13 protein-coding genes are annotated in these 17,336 nt (G+C 67.6%); 9 read left to right on the top strand and 4 right to left on the bottom strand.

Annotation, left to right across the window (positions count from 1 at the left end):
* Positions 1 to 114 precede the first annotated feature (114 nt).
* Positions 115 to 474 carry an ArsR family transcriptional regulator gene (locus tag NDI85_RS06860; protein WP_188995647.1) on the top strand — a complete coding sequence of 120 codons (360 nt, stop codon included), beginning with the start codon at positions 115 to 117 and terminating at the stop codon, positions 472 to 474.
* Between the two features lie 117 nt (positions 475 to 591).
* Positions 592 to 1,353, top strand: a complete 762-nt coding sequence (locus NDI85_RS06855; protein WP_188993470.1) for an aldo/keto reductase — start codon at positions 592 to 594, stop codon at positions 1,351 to 1,353.
* 295 nt (positions 1,354 to 1,648) lie between these two features.
* On the opposite strand, the gene aspS is transcribed toward NDI85_RS06855, so the two are convergent.
* Positions 1,649 to 2,953 carry an aspartate--tRNA(Asn) ligase gene (gene aspS / locus NDI85_RS06850; RefSeq protein WP_188993472.1) on the bottom strand — a complete coding sequence of 435 codons (1,305 nt, stop codon included), beginning with the start codon at positions 2,951 to 2,953 and terminating at the stop codon, positions 1,649 to 1,651.
* 133 nt (positions 2,954 to 3,086) lie between these two features.
* Here aspS and NDI85_RS06845 point away from each other — a divergent pair, with 133 nt between their 5' ends.
* The 3 genes from NDI85_RS06845 (at position 3,087) to NDI85_RS06835 (ending at position 6,356) form a co-directional block, all read left to right on the top strand.
* Positions 3,087 to 3,572 (top strand): Lrp/AsnC family transcriptional regulator, encoded by a 486-nt coding sequence (locus tag NDI85_RS06845; RefSeq protein ID WP_188993474.1) that lies wholly within the window; start codon positions 3,087 to 3,089, stop codon positions 3,570 to 3,572.
* Between the two features lie 115 nt (positions 3,573 to 3,687).
* Positions 3,688 to 4,149 (top strand): NAD-binding protein, encoded by a 462-nt coding sequence (locus tag NDI85_RS06840; protein WP_220639366.1) that lies wholly within the window; start codon positions 3,688 to 3,690, stop codon positions 4,147 to 4,149.
* A 2-nt stretch (positions 4,150 to 4,151) separates the two neighbouring features.
* Positions 4,152 to 6,356 carry an APC family permease gene (locus tag NDI85_RS06835; RefSeq protein WP_310915335.1) on the top strand — a complete coding sequence of 735 codons (2,205 nt, stop codon included), beginning with the start codon at positions 4,152 to 4,154 and terminating at the stop codon, positions 6,354 to 6,356.
* A 6-nt stretch (positions 6,357 to 6,362) separates the two neighbouring features.
* On the opposite strand, the gene NDI85_RS06830 is transcribed toward NDI85_RS06835, so the two are convergent.
* Positions 6,363 to 7,082, bottom strand: coding sequence for a phosphoglycerol geranylgeranyltransferase (locus NDI85_RS06830; protein ID WP_188993480.1), 720 nt, complete (start codon positions 7,080 to 7,082; stop codon positions 6,363 to 6,365).
* A 137-nt stretch (positions 7,083 to 7,219) separates the two neighbouring features.
* On the opposite strand from NDI85_RS06830, the gene NDI85_RS06825 reads away from it, so the two are divergent.
* Positions 7,220 to 7,621 carry a Rieske 2Fe-2S domain-containing protein gene (locus tag NDI85_RS06825; RefSeq protein ID WP_310915334.1) on the top strand — a complete coding sequence of 134 codons (402 nt, stop codon included), beginning with the start codon at positions 7,220 to 7,222 and terminating at the stop codon, positions 7,619 to 7,621.
* A gap of 10 nt (positions 7,622 to 7,631) precedes the next feature.
* The gene (locus NDI85_RS06820; RefSeq protein ID WP_166968507.1) at positions 7,632 to 7,835 is read left to right on the top strand and encodes a hypothetical protein; all 204 of its coding nucleotides are present in this window, start codon (positions 7,632 to 7,634) and stop codon (positions 7,833 to 7,835) included.
* 110 nt (positions 7,836 to 7,945) lie between these two features.
* On the opposite strand, the gene NDI85_RS06815 is transcribed toward NDI85_RS06820, so the two are convergent.
* Positions 7,946 to 10,483, bottom strand: coding sequence for a DNA topoisomerase I (locus tag NDI85_RS06815; RefSeq protein ID WP_310915333.1), 2,538 nt, complete (start codon positions 10,481 to 10,483; stop codon positions 7,946 to 7,948).
* Positions 10,484 to 10,838: 355 nt separating this feature from the next.
* On the opposite strand from NDI85_RS06815, the gene gltB reads away from it, so the two are divergent.
* Positions 10,839 to 15,359 (top strand): glutamate synthase large subunit, encoded by a 4,521-nt coding sequence (gltB, locus tag NDI85_RS06810; RefSeq protein WP_310915332.1) that lies wholly within the window; start codon positions 10,839 to 10,841, stop codon positions 15,357 to 15,359.
* Positions 15,352 to 16,824: a glutamate synthase subunit beta gene (locus tag NDI85_RS06805; RefSeq protein ID WP_310915331.1), complete on the top strand. Its 1,473-nt coding sequence runs from the start codon at positions 15,352 to 15,354 to the stop codon at positions 16,822 to 16,824. Before gltB ends, NDI85_RS06805 begins: the two co-directional genes overlap by 8 nt.
* Here NDI85_RS06805 and NDI85_RS06800 read toward each other — a convergent pair.
* Positions 16,821 to 17,285, bottom strand: a complete 465-nt coding sequence (locus NDI85_RS06800) for a GNAT family N-acetyltransferase (RefSeq protein ID WP_188993493.1) — start codon at positions 17,283 to 17,285, stop codon at positions 16,821 to 16,823. The genes NDI85_RS06805 and NDI85_RS06800 overlap by 4 nt on opposite strands.
* Between the last annotated feature and the right edge of the window lie 51 nt (positions 17,286 to 17,336).

Genomic DNA, 17,336 nt, shown 5'->3' with positions numbered 1-17,336 from the left:
CGTGCCTAGAGAACTAGGTGTTGCGTTGATGCCCGATACTGTCCTGCCATTACATACGTGTTCATGAGCGACCAGTCATCCGACCCGGAACAGCAGGACCGAACGTGGTGTGGGATGACTCCAGAGGACCGGGGCCTCACGACACCGATGATCGACGACGTGTTCGAGGCGCTGTCGGACTGGCGACGACGCGCGGTCTGTCGCTATCTCACGACCAGTGACGGAACGGGCGTCGACGTCACGACGCTTGCCACCGCTGTCGCCGACCGAGGGGAACAAACCAGTCTGCCGGTGGCCGATACGGACGTCGAGTCAGTCGAGGCCGAACTGGTCGAGACGCACCTGCCCGAACTCCATCGGCTGGGTATCATCGACTTCGACGAGCGGAGCGAAGCCGTCCGGTACTGGGAGTCACCCACTGTCGAGAAGTGGGCCGAACACGCCGCGGCCGTCAGCGACCGCACCGAGTTCTGATACTGCCGGCTGTACTCACGCGAACGGTTTCGCCACCCAGCGTGGTGACTATCTTCGGCAAGTTACGGCCAGCAGTATGACCGACACGTCCTTCTCCCTGTCGGCCGAGTGGCGACCATGGACCTCCCACCGGTCGGTCTGGGAACGATGGGTATCGACGATGCCGACACCGTCGCGGCGGCTATCGACGTCGGCTACCGGCACCTCGATACGGCACAGGTCTACGAGAACGAACCCGTCGTCGGCGACGGTATCGCTTCGGCGCCCGTCGACCGCGATGCACTGACCGTCGCGACGAAACTGTGGATCGATTGCCTCGCCGACGACGACGTTCGACCGGGCACCGAGGCGAGCCTCGACCGCCTCGGACTCGATAGCGTGGACTTGCTGTACGTCCACCGGCCGCGCGGCGACTACGACCCCGAGACGACGCTGCCGGCCGTCGACGCCGTTCGCGAGGCCGGCCTGACCACACACGTCGGTCTGTCGAACTTCGACCCCGAGCAACTGGCGACCGCCCGCGACCACCTCGACACTATCGCCGCACATCAGGTCGAGTTCCACCCGTATTTCCGTCAGGAGACACTGCTTGCCGACGCCCAGCGCCACGACTATCCGCTGGTCGCGTACTCGCCGCTGGCGGGCGGGCGGGTGTTCGACGATCCGACGATACGGGCTATCGCCGAGAAACACGACACGTCGCCCGCCGCCGTCAGCATCGCGTGGGTGACGTCCCACGACAACGTCGTCGCCATCCCGAAGGCGTCCTCGCGGGCCCACCTCGCCGCGAATCTCACGGCGGCGGACCTCGAACTCGACAGCGACGACGTCGAGCGCATCGACGCGATCGAGCGGCGAGAGGAACTGTTTCCCGAGTAGCCGCCCGAATCCCCACCGTTTCGTCGCTCTGTTACAACACCGACGCGTACGTCCAACGATCCGGTCGCGACGGTCGACGGCGTCCGGAACGGATCGCTACCCAGTACCGTCCGGGAACGGGCCGTCGGGTTTTCACTGCCGTTCCGAGACTCGCCTGTTCCCCGCTGGCCCTCAGATATTCACTGCCCGCGTGTCGCTGGGCGCTCGCTATGGGCTCAGACGCTGCCGATCACGCGGGAAGAGCACGGCTTCGCGGATGTTGTCCAGTCCGAGCATCGTCATGACGAGGCGCTCGCTATGGGCTCAGACGCTGCCGATCACGCGGGAAGAGCACGGCTTCGCGGATGTTGTCCAGTCCGAGCATCGTCATGACGAGGCGCTCGCCACCGAGACCCCACCCGGCGTGGGGCGGCATGCCGTACTTGAACATCTTGGTGTAGTACTCGAACGCCTCGGGGTCCAGCCCCTGCTGTTCGAACCCGGCGACCAGCTGCTCGTAGCGGTGTTCACGCTGGCCGCCCGAGACCAGTTCCATCGACGGGTGCATCATGTCGAACCCGGTCGAGACCTCCTCGTCGTCGTCGTGGTCCTTGATGTAGAACGGCTTGATCTCGCTTGGCCAGTCGGTGATGAAGTAGTGTTCGCCGACCTCCTGTCCGAGAACGTGTTCGGCCTCCGTCGAGAGGTCGTCGCCCCAGACCAGCGGCTCGTCGAGTTCGCCGGTGGCGTTGATCTTGTCCAGCGCGTCCTGATAGGTCAGTCGCGGGAAGTCGCCCTCGGGGGCCGCAAACTCGTCTTCGAGGCCGAGCGCTTCGAGTTCCTCGGCGCAGTTCTCGGCGACGCCCTCGTAGGCGGCCTTGACGACGTGTTCGCAGGCGTCCATCGCCTCGGTGTGGTCGTAGAACGCCGACTCGAAGTCGATGGAGGTCGCCTCGTTGAGGTGTCGCGGCGTGTTGTGTTCCTCGGCGCGGAAGATCGGGCCGATCTCGAAGACGCGTTCGAGGCCGGAGCCGACCATCAGCTGTTTGAACAGCTGCGGGCTCTGGTTCATGAACGCCTCGCGGCCGAAGTACGTGATGGGGAACAGTTCGGTGCCGCCTTCGGTCCCCGTGGCGACGATCTTCGGCGTGTTGATCTCGGTACAGTTCAGTGAACGGAAGGCCTCGCGTACCGAGCGCAGAACTTCGGCGCGAATCTCGAAGATGGCCTTGACTTCGTCCTTTCGGAGGTCCAGCGTTCGGTTGTCCAGTCGGGTCGGGAGTTCGGCGTCGACCTTGCCGGAGGGGTCGAGCGGCAGTTCCGGGTCGGCCTCGGCGATGACGTCGACGCTCTGGGGCGTGACCTCGACGCCGGTGGGCGCGCGTGGCTCCTCCTCGACCGCCCCGGTCACCGAGATGACGGACTCGCGGTGGACGTTCAGTCCCGTCTCCACGAGGTCCTCGTCCATCTCGTCTTTCTCGAACTTGACCTGAATCTTCCCGGTCGTGTCTCGCAGGATGAGGAACGCGATGCCACCGAGGTCACGAATCTCGTGAACCCAGCCAGCGACGGTGACTTCGTCACCGGGCTCGGCGTCCGCCGTGTAGGTGCGGTCGTCCATATCTCCCCTCTTTGCCGGGACGGACTTAAACTCCGTTTATTCGACCGCGCCACCGTCGAGGGATCCGGTCGACCGGACACGGTGGCGTGAGAGAACATGAACGTTTGTATCACGACCCGTCCAAACGGTGGCCATGACCGACAGCGAGTACCCCATCGACGACCTCGACCGGCGAATCATCCACGAACTGCAGAACGACGCCCGACACACGTCCGCGAGCGAGATAGCCGAGTCCTGTGACGTCTCGGCCCGGACCGTCCGAAACCGAATCGACAAACTCGAGCAGCGGGGCGTCATTCGCGGCTACGACGTCGACGTCGACTACGAGGCGGCGGGGTACCAGCTACACACGCTCATAATCTGTACCGCACCGATACACGAGCGCGAGGAGATCGCGCGACGCGCGCTCGAAGTGCCGGGCGTTGTCGCCATCCGTGAGGTGATGACCGGTGCCGACAACGTCCACGTCGAGGTCGTGGGCGTCGACGGGAACGACCTGAGCCGCATCGGACGCGACCTCAACGAGGTCGGACTCGAAGTCGTCGACGAGGACATCATCCGCAACGAGTACACGCGCCCGTTCCACCGCTTCGGCTCCGGCGGACTCGACGACGAATAATTCTGTAACGGGATCAAACCACCACTCCATTTCCGAACCGGAAATAAAAGCTAGACATTTATCGCTTCTCGGAATCATGGGTTGGTATAGGCCGGGCCGCCGGTCGTGAACCACCATGATGTCCCGACAGACGCTCCGAGACACGCTCGCACGAGAGAGAGGTCCGCCGTCGGTACTGGTCGTCACCGATCGATTCGTCGGCGCGGAAATCGCCAGCGAACTGACCGCGATAGCGACGGTCGGCGTCGTCACCGATGCCGAGAGCGTCGCTAACCGCGCGGATGGCGCGACGCCGACCATCGGTGACGTGACGGCGGTCGAGACACTCGCCGCTGCCGATGCGACCGACGCTGACGGCGCCGTCGTCGCCCTGACGTGTGACCGTCGAACGATGTTGGTCGCACAGTTGCTTCGGGCCCGCTTCGGCGTGCGTCAGGTCACGGTCCTCGTCGACGACCCCGACTTGTGTGCTACCTTCGACGGTATCGCAACTGCCACCGTCTCCGAGGCACCGGTCCTCGCTGCGGAGACCCGTCGGCAGTTCGAACCGACCCTCGATCTCACAGTCAGGGACTGACGATGCCGAAGGACCTCGAACGCGATCTCGGACTCCCGTCGGTCGTCGCCATCTCCATCGGCGCGATGGTCGGCAGCGGCATCTTCATCTTGCCCGCACTCGCGGTCAAGGAGGCCGGTGCAGGCGTCGTCCTCGCGTACCTCTTTGCGGGCGTGTTGGTGCTGCCGGCCGCGCTCAGCAAGGCCGAGATGGCGACGGCCATGCCCGAGGCCGGCGGGACGTACGTCTACATCGAGCGGTCGATGGGGCCGTTGCTCGGAACCATCGCCGGTGTCGGGACGTGGTTCTCCCTGTCGTTTAAGGGTGCGCTCGCGCTCGTCGGCGGCGTCCCGTACCTCCTGTTGCTGTTCGACCTGCCCGTGCGACCGGTGGCGATCGCGCTGGCGGCCCTGCTGGTCGTGATCAACGTCGTCGGCGCCGAACAGACCGGCCGTCTTCAGGTCGGCATCGTCGCCGTGATGCTGGCGGCGATGGCGTGGTTCGTCGTCGGCGGCGGGCCGGCCGTCGAGACGGCCGCCTACGACGGCCTCTGGAGCTACGGCGCCGAGGGTATCTTCGCCGCTACGGGGCTCGTGTTCGTCTCCTACGCGGGGGTGACGAAGATATCGAGCGTCGCCGAGGAGATCGAAGACCCCGACCGCGTCATCCCGCTGGCCATGCTGGGGTCGCTCGCGTTCACGACGCTCCTGTACGTACTCATCGTGGCCGTCATCGTCGGCGTCGTCCCGCTGGAGACCGTCGCCGGGAGTTCGACGCCCGTCGCCGACGCAGCCGACGCGACGCTGGGAGTCGCCGGCGTGGGCGCCGTCGTGCTCGCCGCCCTGCTGGCGCTCGTGAGCACCGCCAACGCCGGCATCCTTTCGGCCTCCCGATACCCGTTCGCGATGGCCCGCGACGCACTCGCGCCAAGCCGCCTCAGTGAAGTCAGCGACCGGTTCACGACGCCGGTCAACGCCATCACGCTCACCGGCGGCGTGATGCTGATCCTCATCGCCTTCGTCCCCATCCTCGAGATAGCGAAGCTCGCGAGCGCGTTCAAGATACTCGTGTTCGCGCTGATAAACGTCGCACTCGTCGGGTTCCGGGAGAGCGACACGGCCGTCTACGACCCGTCGTTCGAGTCGCCGCTGTACCCGTGGACGCAGGTGTTCGGGGCGCTGACCGGGTTCGCCCTGCTCACGCAGATGGGCGCCGTCGCCATCGTCGGTGCCGCGGTCATCACCGCGGGGAGTACCCTCTGGTACCTGTGGTACGTCCGCCGACGGGTGTCCCGCGAGGGCGCTATCCGCGAGTCCATGCGACAGAGCGTCGGACAGGAGGCCGTCGAGCGAACCGAGACGGCGCTCGACGATTCGCTCGACGAGACGGTGCTGGTCGCCCTCCCGGAGGACGCCGACCGGGAGAGCGAGCGGACGTTGCTCGAACTGGCGTCGACGCTGTGCTCCGAGGACGGACGGGTCGCGGCCGTTCAGTTCGACGAGGTGCCGGACCAGACCCCGCTGCGATACGCCTCCAGTGTCCAGACCGGGTCGGACGTCGCGTTCGAGCGGCGCACGGACGAACTGTCCGCGGGAGTCGACGCCCGCGTCGAGTACGCTGAACTGGTCAGTCACCACCCGGCGCGGGCGGTCGCCAACGCCGCCGCCGACGTCGACGCCGACCTGTTGCTGGTCGACCGCGACGCGACGTTCGGCGACGGCCGCCTGAGACGCGACGTCGACCGCATCCGGAAGCGGACCGACTGTGACACGCTGGCGGTCCAGACCCACGACCTCGACGACGTCGCGGCGGTCACGCTCGTCGCCACCCGGGGACCCTACGACCCGACGAAGGTGCGCGTAGGTGCGGCCATCGCTGACGCGACGGGTGCCTCTCTCCGACTCGTCTACCCGCTCCCGGAGCGCAGTTCGACCGAACAGCGACACGTCCTCGAGGCGTACCACGCCGATCTCGTCGCGGCCTGTTCCGTGCCGACCGAGGCAACGTTCACACCGCCCACGGGGCTCTCGGCGGCGGTATCGATGCCGGACGCCGAGACCAACATCGTGTTACACGGCCGTAACGGGGGACTCACCGCCGGCCTCTCGCGACAGGAACGGGCGACACGGGCGGTCATCGACGACAGCGACCACGCGACTATCACGGTCCACTCTGGTGGGGAGTCGGCCAGACCGCTCCGCCGGGTACTGGACCGACTCGCGTTCTGATACCCGCTATCGGTCGGCCGTCGCGGCCTTCGCGTCCTGTGCGCCCTTTACCGTCTCTCGCACGGCGTCGACGCCCTCGTCGTGGACGAGGTCGCCGACGACGATGGTGTCCGCGTGCTGGGCCATCGTCCGCGCGGAGTCGTAGTCGTGGATGCCGCCGCCATAAAAGAGGGTGGCGTCGTCTAAGATGTCGGCCGCGGCGGCGACTTTCTCGGTGTCGCCGAGCATCCCGGAGTACTCGACGTAGACGATTTCCTGCCCGAGCAGGTGTTCGGCGGCCTCGGCGTAGGCGGCCACCTCGTCGGCGTCTAGGTCGCAGTTGGCCTGCGTGTAGGCTGCGACGGAGGCGTCGGGGTTCATCACGATGTACGCCTCGGTGAAGGTCCGAGACCAGTCTATCTCGTCGTCGATGCGAATCCACTCCTTGTGGGCGCCGGTTATCCACGTCACGTCGCCGGCGTTCATCACGACGGGGATGAGGTAGCCGTCGTGGCGGTCGCTGTGGACGACGGAGGCGGGGTTCGACGGTTCGATGTAGACGGGGATGTCGTACTTCCCACAGGCGTCGACGACCCGCTTCATCTTCTCCTCGGTCATCCCGGTGGTGCCACCGACTTCGATGGCGTCGGTACCGGTCGCCGCCACGTCCTCGAACGTCTCGCCGTCGACCAGCGTCTTGTCCGGGTCGATTTTGACGATGTGGTCCCAATCCGCCCAGTCGCTCATACCGCTTTGACTTTTGCCTGTGGGCATAACGGCTTCGGATGGCGGAACCGTCCTATAGACACGTTCACACGGACACCCGACCTTCGTGGAGTGAGTGTACCAGCAGTTCTTAGCCGCTCGCGGCCCAGCACTGCCCTATGCAGCAACTCACGACCGTCGAAACGGTCCACGACACTGGGTCGTACCTGTTCACCGCGACGGGGCCCTACGGCGACCGCGAGGAAGTCGTCGTCGTGCCCTGCGAGGACGGCGTCGAGGCGTGGATCAACCGCTGTACCCACGAGAACCAGCGCTTCGACACCGGCCGAGGGGTCCCGACGCGCGACGGACAGTTACGCTGCCCGCGTCACGGGTCGCTGTTCGACGCCTGCGAGGGCGACTGTGACAACGGCGAGGCCGCGGGGACGACCCTGCCGGGCGTCGACATCGCCGAGCGTCACGGAACCGTCTTCCTCGTGGACGACGACTACGAGTTCCATCACGAGGGCGGCACGGACGACGACGAGGGACCGAGTTCCACCTCGCACCTACAGCTGTGACCCAGCGCGGATGACCGACGACAGCGACGCGAACGTCATCGACCGCGAAGACCTCCGTGCGGGCCGCGTGGAGTGTCCGCTCTGTGGCCGGCAACTCGTCGACCCGATGGCACACGCCGTGGTCTACGGGGCCGTCGACGCCGTGACGGTCGAGAACGCCGACGCTGTCGAGTGTCCGGTCTGTGACGGCGTGACGTTCGTCGTCGACGACTGATACTGGTGGCTGTAACAAACTGAAGTACTTCGCCACCCCGGGGTGGCGAATATCGTTACGAACTTACAGCCACCAGTATGAGAAGCAGGCGGTCGGAAACGCGGACGCGTTCAGGCTTCGAGTTCGGACTGCCAGTCTTGTACCTGTCCCGCGCTCACGCCCTGCACCTCGGCAGCGATGCCGTCGGGGTCGGCCGCCCGCAGGTCCTCCAGCGATTCGATGCCAGCGGCGGCGAGTTTATCCGCCGTCGCGGCCCCGATACCGTTCAGGTCTTCTAAGTCCTCGACGGCGTTGCGGGCCTGATACTCCTCGAAGTTACAGATGGGACAGCCCAGTTCCCACGGGTCGTCGCTGTCGGGGTCGACGACGAGTTCCGGGAGGTCGTGCTCCTCGCAGAACTCCTCGGTGACCTCGATGTCGCCGTTGCGGGGGAGCGGCAACGAGTAGTCGCAGTCAGGGTAGCGCGTACACCCGACCAGCCGGGACCCCGAACGGAGGTGTTTGATGGCGAGTTCGCCGCCTTCCTCCGCGTCGCCTCCTTCGGCGGCGTCACCGCCTTCGTCTCGTTGCTCCGCCGGAGCAACGCCACACTCGGGACAGGGACCGATGACTTCGTCGTCGCTCTCGTCGGCCTTCTCGGCCTCACAGCGGGGACAGCCGTGGACGAAGGTGTCGCGGCCGGCGAGCATCTTCACGTGGTGCATGTCGTGTTCCTCACACGTCTCGTCTAGCACGAGCGGCTCGCCCGTCGACGGGAGCGGTAGCGTGTTCCGACACTCCGGGAAGCCGTCACAGCCGACGAAGTACGACCCCTGTCTGGAGCGCCGGACGAGCATGCTCTCGCCGCACTCGGGACACGGGCCCAGCGTCTTGTCAGCTTTCAGTGACTCCTGTAAGTGCTCGCCGATTTCCTCACGAGAGGCCGCCAGTTCGTCGAACACTTCCTGGAGCATCTCGCGGGACTCGTCGGCCACCTCTTCGAGGGTCGCCTCGCCGTTGGCGATGCGGGTCATGTCCCGCTCTAACTGGGCGGTCATGTCGTCGCTGACGACCCGGTCGGCGAACTCCTCGGCGGCCTCGACGACGGCGTTGGCCAGCGCCGTCGGTCGCGGCGGGTCGCCCTCGATGTAGCCGCGGTCGTACAGTTTCTCCAGCGTGTTGTGCCGGGTCGCCTTCGTCCCGAGTCCCAGGTCCTCCATCGTCTCGATGAGGCGGGACTGGCCGTAGCGGCGGGGTGGCTGGGTCTGCTTGGCCTCCAGTCGGACGTCCGAGATAGCGAGCTCCTCGCCCTCCTCGACGTCGGGGACGTGGTTCTCGCTGGCGCTGGAGTAGGGGTAGACGGCGTGGTAGCCCGGTTCGACCAACCGCTTGCCGTTGGCCTTCAGCGACCGACCGCCGGCCTCGCTGACGACGCGCAGGCGCTCCCACGTCGCCGCCTCCGCGACGGTGGCGAAGAAGCGCCGGACGACGAGCTCGTATATCTCCCACTCGTCCTCGGATATATCTGCCTTCGAGGGAATCTCTCCGGTCGGGTGGATGGGCGGGTGGTCGGTCGTCTCCTCGTCGCCCTCGGTGGCGACGATGTCGTCCTGTTCGAGCAGGGACTCTGCGTCCTCGCCGAAGGTCGGCGAGCCGACGAACTCGTCCAGCAGGACGTCCTCCTCCAGATCGTCGGGGTAGACGGTGTTATCCGTCCGGGGATAGGTCATGTAGCCGGCGGTGTACAGTTCCTCGGCGATGGACATCGCGCGCTGGGCGGAGTAACCGAGCGAACTGGCCGCAGAGATGAAGGCGGTGGTGTTGAACGGCGTCGGCGGACTGTCGGTCCGGGTACGCCGGCGGACGCTCGTCACGGTGGCCGCGTCGACGCTCGTCAGGTCGGCGTAGGCGGCGTCGGCGTCGGCCTCGTTCCAGACGCGTTCGGCCTCGCTGCCGTCGTCGTCGTAGAAGTACTGGGCCTCGAAGCCCGACCCATTCTTCTGGAGGTCGGCGAATATCTCCCAGTAGTCCTCGGGGTCGAACGCCTCGATTTCGCGCTCGCGGTCGACGATGAGTTTCAGCGTCGGGGACTGGACTCGGCCCACCGAGATGAAGTCGTCGCCCAACTGCCGGGCCGACAGCGAGAGGAAGCGGGTCAGCGCCGCGCCCCACACGAGGTCGATGATCTGGCGGGCCTCGCCGGCGGCCGCGAGGTCGAAGTCTATCTCCTCGGCGTCGGCGAAGGCGTTGCGGACCTCGCGCTCGGTAATCGAGGAGAAGCGCACGCGCGAGACGGGGATGTCCGTCTCCTCGCGGATGAGTTCGTACGCTTCCTTCCCGATGAGTTCGCCCTCGCGGTCGTAGTCTGTCGCGACGACGGCCTCGTCGGCCCGGCGAGAGAGCGTCTTCAGCGTCGTGACGATGTTCTCTTGGGTCGGTTCCTTGGTCACCTCGGCGTCGATGAGTTCGGCGGGTTCGACGTCGCGCCAGTCGTTGTACTCGGGCGGGAAGTCGACGCCGACGACGTGGCCCGAGAGGCCGACGACGCGGGTGTCGCCCCACCGATAGACGTTGACGCCGTTCCGTCGCTCGGCCGTCGCGCTCCCCTCCGAGAGGATTTCGGCGATTCGCCGGGCGGCGTTGTCCTTCTCCGTGATGATCAGCTCCATCGGACACCACCTGCGGTAGTCATTGCCGGTCGCTACGCCCGGAGACGTTCTAAAGACTTTCGGCGGAAATCGGCCGACAGCGCGGGTGTGCGGGCGCTTGCGGGCGCACCTACACGCACGCGCGGTGGGGGCTGATAGGTCGGCACGCGCCGGGTACCACCATCCAAACGGTCGCTCGGACACGACGCCGGCATTAAATAATATATTGGTGTATTGACGATACTAGTGTGTTATTAGTTAACTTTTAACAATGTGGGGTGCCTTGACCCGCTCGTCCCAGTATCGACGTGACCCGGTCCGGCGGTCGACGAGGCGTCGGCGACGCACACCAGTCCACGACGTTCCGATAGCGACCGTGAGAAGGACCGACACCGACACGCCACTGTCCGACCCCCACGACCAGCGTGCGAACTGTGGCGTGGGCGTCCTCGTGAACCTCGACGGGCGGCGAACGCACGCCGTCGTCGAGGACGGGTTCGAGGTGCTGGAGAACCTCGACCACCGCGGCGCACGCGGCGCGGAGGCGAACACCGGCGACGGGGCCGGGATGCTCGTCCAGAAGCCCCACGCCTTCTTCGCCGACGTCGTCCCCGACCTCGGCGGCTACGACGAGTACGGCGTCGGAATGGTGTTCCTCCCACAGGACCCCGACGAGCGCGACCGGTTCCGTGACCTACTGGAGAGCGCGGCCGCCGACGAGGGCTTCGAGGTGGTCGCGTGGCGCGAGGTACCGACGGACAACACCGGCCTCGGGAAGACGGCGCTGGACAGCGAACCCGCCGTCTGGCAGGTGTTCGTCGAACCGACGGACTCGCTCGCCCCCGATGACCTCGACACGCGTCTGTACGTCCTGCGCCGGGTCGTAGAACGGCGGGTCGACGAGCGGAACCCGCCCGGCGCGGACCGCTTCTACGTCTGCTCGCTGGACCGCCGGACCGTCGTCTACAAGGGCCTGCTGACGAACGGCCAACTCCGGTCGTACTACCCCGACCTCTCGGACGAGCGCGTCCGGACGAAACTGGTCTTCGTCCACGCGCGGTTCTCGACGAACACGCTCGGCGCGTGGGAACTGGCCCACCCCTACCGGAAGGTCGTCCACAACGGCGAGGTCAACACCCTCCGGGGCAACCTCAACTGGATGGCTGCCCGCGAGTCCGACCTCGACAGCCCCGAGCTGGGCGAGGCCGTCGAGAAACTGACGCCCGTCACCCACGCCGACCAGAGCGACACGGCCGTCGTCGACAACGTCCTCGAACTCCTCGCCGAGGGCGGCCGCCCCCTTCCGCATGCCCTCCGGATGCTGGTCCCCGAGGCGTGGCACGGCGACGACGCCATGGACGACGACCGGCGGGACTGGTACCGCTACCACGCGACCGTCAGCGAACCGTGGGACGGCCCCCTCCTCGTCGCGGCGACCGACGGTGACCGCGTCGGCGCGGTGCTGGACCGTAACGGTCTGCGCCCCTGTCGGTACTACGTCACGACCGACGACCGACTGGTGATGGCCAGCGAGACGGGCGTCCTCGATGCGGACCCCTCGGAAGTGGTCACGAAAGACCGCCTCCAGCCCGGGCAGATGTTCTACGCCGACCCCGACGAGGGTCGCATCGTCCCCGACGAGGAGGTGTTCGACCGCCTCACCGACGAGGACTACGGCGCGTGGGTGTCCCGCGAGCGAGTCGACCTCTCGGACCTCGTAGACGGGAGCGACCCGCCACCGTCGCCGCCAGCGGACGCCGGGGTCGGCGCCCGGCAGCGAGCCTTCGGCTACACGCGCGAGCATCTGGACCGCCTCGTCGAACCGATGGCCGAGGCGGGCAGTGACCCCATCGGCGCGATGGGCAACGACACGCCGCTGTCGGTGCTCTCGGAGCGCAACAAGACCCTCTTTACGTACTTCAAACAACTGTTCGCGCAGGTGTCGAACCCGCCGTTGGACTACATCCGCGAGGACGTCGTCACCTCCCTGTACACCCACGTCGGCCGCCAGCGGAACCTGCTCGGCGAGACGCCGGCCCACGCCCGACGCCTGTTCTGCGAGTCGCCGATACTCACCCGCGAGGAACTCGCCGCCGTCGAGAACGTCGACGAGAACGGCATCCGCGCCGCCACGATAGACCTCACCTACGAGAAGGGAGCGACGACCCTCGCACCCGCCGTCGAACGCGTCCGCGAGGCCGCCGACGCGGCCATCGACGACGGGTGCGAGGTGCTCGTCCTCTCGGACCGGGCCGTCGGCCCCGACCGCGTGCCGATTCCGTCGTTGCTCGCCGTCGGCGCGGTCCACCACCACCTCGTCCGCACCGGCCGTCGCACGCACGTCGGGGTGGTCCTCGACTCCGGCCAGCCGTGTGCGGTCCACCACGTCTGCACGCTCGTCGGCTACGGGGCCGACGCGCTCTGTCCGTCCCTCGCCTACGAGAGCATCGACGCGATGGTCGCGGACGGCGTGCTGGAGTGCGACCGTGAGGAGGCGCTGGCGGCCTACCGGCACGCCCTCGACGACGGCCTCCAGAAGGTGATGGCGAAGATGGGCATCTCGACGCTGTCGAGTTACAAGGGCGCGCAGGTGTTCGAGGCCGTCGGCCTGGACTCCGGGTTCGTCGCGGAGTACTTCGCGGGGACGACGGCCCGCACGGAGGGCATCGACGTCGACGACTTGGAGGCCGACGTGCTCGAACGCCACCACCACGCCTTCGAGGCCGACGCCGGCACGACCCTCGACCCCGGCGGCGAACTCTACTGGCGGCGCGACGGCGAGTTCCACCAGTGGAACCCCAACACCATCGGCAAACTCCAGTACGCCGCACAGGCCGGCGACTTCGCGGCCTATCGGGAGTTCGCCGAGATGGTGAACGACCAGCAGGAACGACTCCAGACGCTCCGGGGCCTCCTCGAACTCGACACCGAGAGCCGTGAGTCGGTCCCGCTCGAAGCGGTGGAACCCGTCCACAGCATCGTCGAGCGGTTCTTCACCGCCTCGATGTCGTTCGGGTCGCTCAGCAAGGAGGCCCACGAGACGCTGGCCGTCGCGATGAACCGCATCGGCGGGACCGCCTGCTCCGGCGAGGGCGGCGAACCCGTCGAGCGGTTCGGCACCGAACGCGAGTGCGGGAACAAGCAGGTCGCCTCGGGCCGGTTCGGCGTCACCGCGACGTATCTGGCCAACGCCGACCACCTCGGCATCAAGATGGCGCAGGGGTCGAAACCCGGCGAGGGCGGTCACCTCCCCGGCGAGAAGGTCAACGAGATAATCGCCGAGACGCGCAACACGACCCCCGGCGTCCCGCTCATCTCGCCACCGCCCCACCACGACATCTACTCCATCGAGGACCTCGCGCAACTCGTCCACGACCTGAAGTGTGCGAACGCCGACGCCGACGTCCACGTCAAACTCGTCTCCGAGGCCGGCGTGGGCATCATCGCCGCCGGCGTCGCGAAGGCGAAGGCCGACGCCGTCCTGATAAGCGGCCAGTCGGGCGGCACCGGCGCGTCGCCGAAGACGAGCATCAAGTCCGCCGGGTTGCCGTGGGAACTCGGCATCGCAGAGGCGAACCAGATTCTCCGGGCGAACGACCTGCGCTCGCGCATCCGGGTGCGCGTCGACGGCGGCATGAAGACCGGCCGGGACGTCGTCGTGGCGGCGCTGTTGGGTGCCGAGGAGTACGGCTTCGGGACCGCACCGCTCGTGACCTGTGGCTGTATCATGCTCCGGAAGTGCCACTGCAACACCTGCTCGGTCGGCGTCGCCACGCAGGACCCGGACCTCCGGGAGAAGTTCCCCGGCCGACCCGAGTACGTCGTGAACTACGTGACCTGCATCGCACAGGAGGTCCGGGAGTACATGGCCGAACTGGGCGTCCGGTCGATGGACGACCTCGTCGGTCGGGTGGACCTGCTCTCCCAGCGCGAGGTGAGCCACGAGCGGGCGGAGTCCGTGGACCTCTCGGCGCTGCTAACCGTCCCCGAGGGTGGCGGTCGACGGCAGACTCGGACGCAGAATCACGGACTGGACGAGAAACTCGACCACGAACTCCTCGACCGCGCCAGACCGGCGCTGGAACGCGGCGAGTCCGTCGACCTCTCGCTCCCGATTCGCAACCGGAACCGCACGGTGGGAGCGATGCTGAGTTCCGAAGTCGCCGACCGCTACGGCGAGGCGGGCCTCCCCGACGACACCGTCACCGTCGAGTTCGAAGGGTCGGCCGGGCAGAGCTTTGGTGCCTTCCTCGCGTCGGGGGTCACGCTCTCGCTGGCCGGCGACGCGAACGACTACGTCGGGAAGGGACTCTCCGGCGGGAAACTCGTCGTGCGGACGCCAGACGAGGCGGCCTACGACGCGACCGACAACGTCGTGATCGGCAACGTCGCGCTGTACGGCGCGACCGACGGCGAGGCCTACGTCAACGGCGTCGCGGGCGAGCGGTTCGCCGTCCGCAACTCCGGCGTGACGGCCGTCGTCGAGGGCGTCGGCGACCACGGCTGTGAGTACATGACCGGCGGCGTCGTCGTCGTACTGGGCGACACCGGCCGGAACTTCGCCGCGGGGATGTCCGGCGGCGAGGCGTACGTCCTCGACAGGGACGGTCGGTTCCGCGACCGGGTCAACACCGGGATGGTCCACTTCGACCCACTGGACGACCGGGACCGCCGCCTCGTCAGACGGATGGTCGAGAACCACTACCGCTACACCGGCAGTGACCGCGCCCGCGAGGTGCTGGACGACTGGGAGACGGCCGTCGCGCAGTTCGTGAAGGTGATGCCGGACGCCTTCGCCGCCGTGCTGGACGACCGACTCGCCGAGGGGGAGGACCCGCGGGCGTCGCTCCCGCCGGAACCGGCGGCCGCCGCAGAACGGGTGACCACAGATGACTGAGCCACATCCGAACGGCTGGCGCGACCACGACCGAGCGGACATCGAGAAGCGCGACCCGGCGGAGCGGGCCGACGACTTCGACGAAATCTGGCAGGAGACGTGGGACGCCGAGACGCTCCGCGAGCAGGGGGAACGGTGCATGGACTGTGGCGTCCCCACCTGCATGAGCGGGTGCCCCATCGGTAACGTCGTCCCCGAGTGGAACGACCTCGTCTACCGCGACGACTGGAAGCGGGCGCTCGAACGACTCCACGAGACCAACAACTTCCCGGAGTTCACGGGCTACACCTGCCCGGCCCCCTGCGAGAGCGCCTGCGTCCTCGCGTACAACGACGACCCGGTGACCATCAAGAGCATCGAGCGCGCCATCGTCGACGTGGGGTGGGCGGAGGGGTGGATTACGCCCGAACCGCCGGCCGAGCGGACCGAGTACCACGTCGGCGTCGTCGGGAGCGGTCCGGCGGGACTGGCCGCCGCCCAGCAACTCGCCCGCGTGGGCCACCGCGTCACGGTGTACGAGCGAGACGACGCGGTCGGCGGCCTGCTGCGCTACGGCATCCCCGACTTCAAGTTCCGGAAGTCCCGCATCGACCGCCGAACCGACCAGCTACGGGCCGAGGGCGTCACCTTCCAGACGAATACCGAAGTCGGGAGCGGCGTCACAGCCGACACCCTCGTCGCGGACCACGACGCCGTCTGCCTCGCCGTCGGCGCACAGCGCCAGCGGGACATCGACCTCCCGGGCCGGGACCTCGACGGCATCCACTTCGCGATGGAGTACCTCCGCCAGACGAACCGCGAACAGGCGGGCGACGACGCCGAACGGATTCCGGTCGAGGGGCGCGACGTCGTCGTGCTGGGCGGCGGCGACACCGGGGCCGACTGCGTGGCGACGGCCCACCGACACGGGGCGTCACAGGTCGTCCAGATAGGCATCCGGGAGCGACCGCCCGAGGACCGGCCGCCGAACAACCCGTGGCCCGAGCAACCGAAGACCTACCACGAGACCTACGCACAGGAGGAAGACGGGAGCGAGGCGTTCGGCGTCGACACGCAGGCGTTCGTCGACACCGACGGCGACGGCCACGTCGACTGTCTCGACGCCGAGCGGGTCGAGTGGAGCTACGACGAGGACGGTGCGCGCGCCGAAAAGACCGTCGTCGACCCCTCGCTGGAGATCTCCGCCGACGTCGTGTTCGTCGCTATCGGGTTCACCGGTCCCACGAACAACCCGTTCGAAGACCTCGGGGTCGAACGGGCCGCAGACGGCACCTTCCAGACGGACGAGCGGAAGATGACGGCCGTCGAAGGGGTGTTCGCCGCCGGCGACGCGACCCGTGGGCAGTCCCTCGTCGTCTGGGCCATCGGCGAGGGGCGCGACGCCGCCCGACACGTCGACGCGTACCTCACCGGTGAGACGGACCTCCCGCCGAGTCTGGCGACGGACAACCCGCCGCTGCTCTAGTCCGGGGTGAGCGGTTTCGCCACGCGGACACGTCGCACGTCGCCGTCTCGCTCGACAGTCTCGCCTCGCTCGAACCCGTGTCGTTCGAAGAAGCCGACGGCGGTTCGCGGCGTGGCGGCGCGGAGGCGGTCGCGACCCGCCTCGCACGCCCGCCGTTCGAGCTGCTCCAGAAGCGTACTCCCGCACCCGCTGCCCTCGTGGTCCGGCGCGGTGTAGAGCGCGCCGAGTTCGCCCGTCTCGGTGTTCACCGCGCCGTAGCCGACGGCCGTGACCTCGCTCTCTACGACGAGGACGACCCACGCCGGGTCGGCTACCCACTCGGGCAGGCGGTCGTCCGGCGACGCCACGAGGTCCGCGAACACCGCGCGGTCGTACTCGCCGGTGAACGCGGCTTCGATTGCCTGTCGGCGAATCACGTCGAGTGCGGGGACGTCGGCGGCGGTGGCTTCGCGGACGTTCATGCGTGGTCGGACGGCGTGGCGTCCGTCGTCGGAATATCGGCCGCCTGCGGG

Source organism: Haloarcula sp. S1AR25-4 (genome assembly GCF_031624555.1).
Classification (GTDB): domain Archaea; phylum Halobacteriota; class Halobacteria; order Halobacteriales; family Haloarculaceae; genus Haloarcula; species Haloarcula pellucida.
The sequence above is the reverse complement of the archived record's forward strand: the minus strand, read 5'-3'. Positions and strand labels throughout refer to the sequence as shown.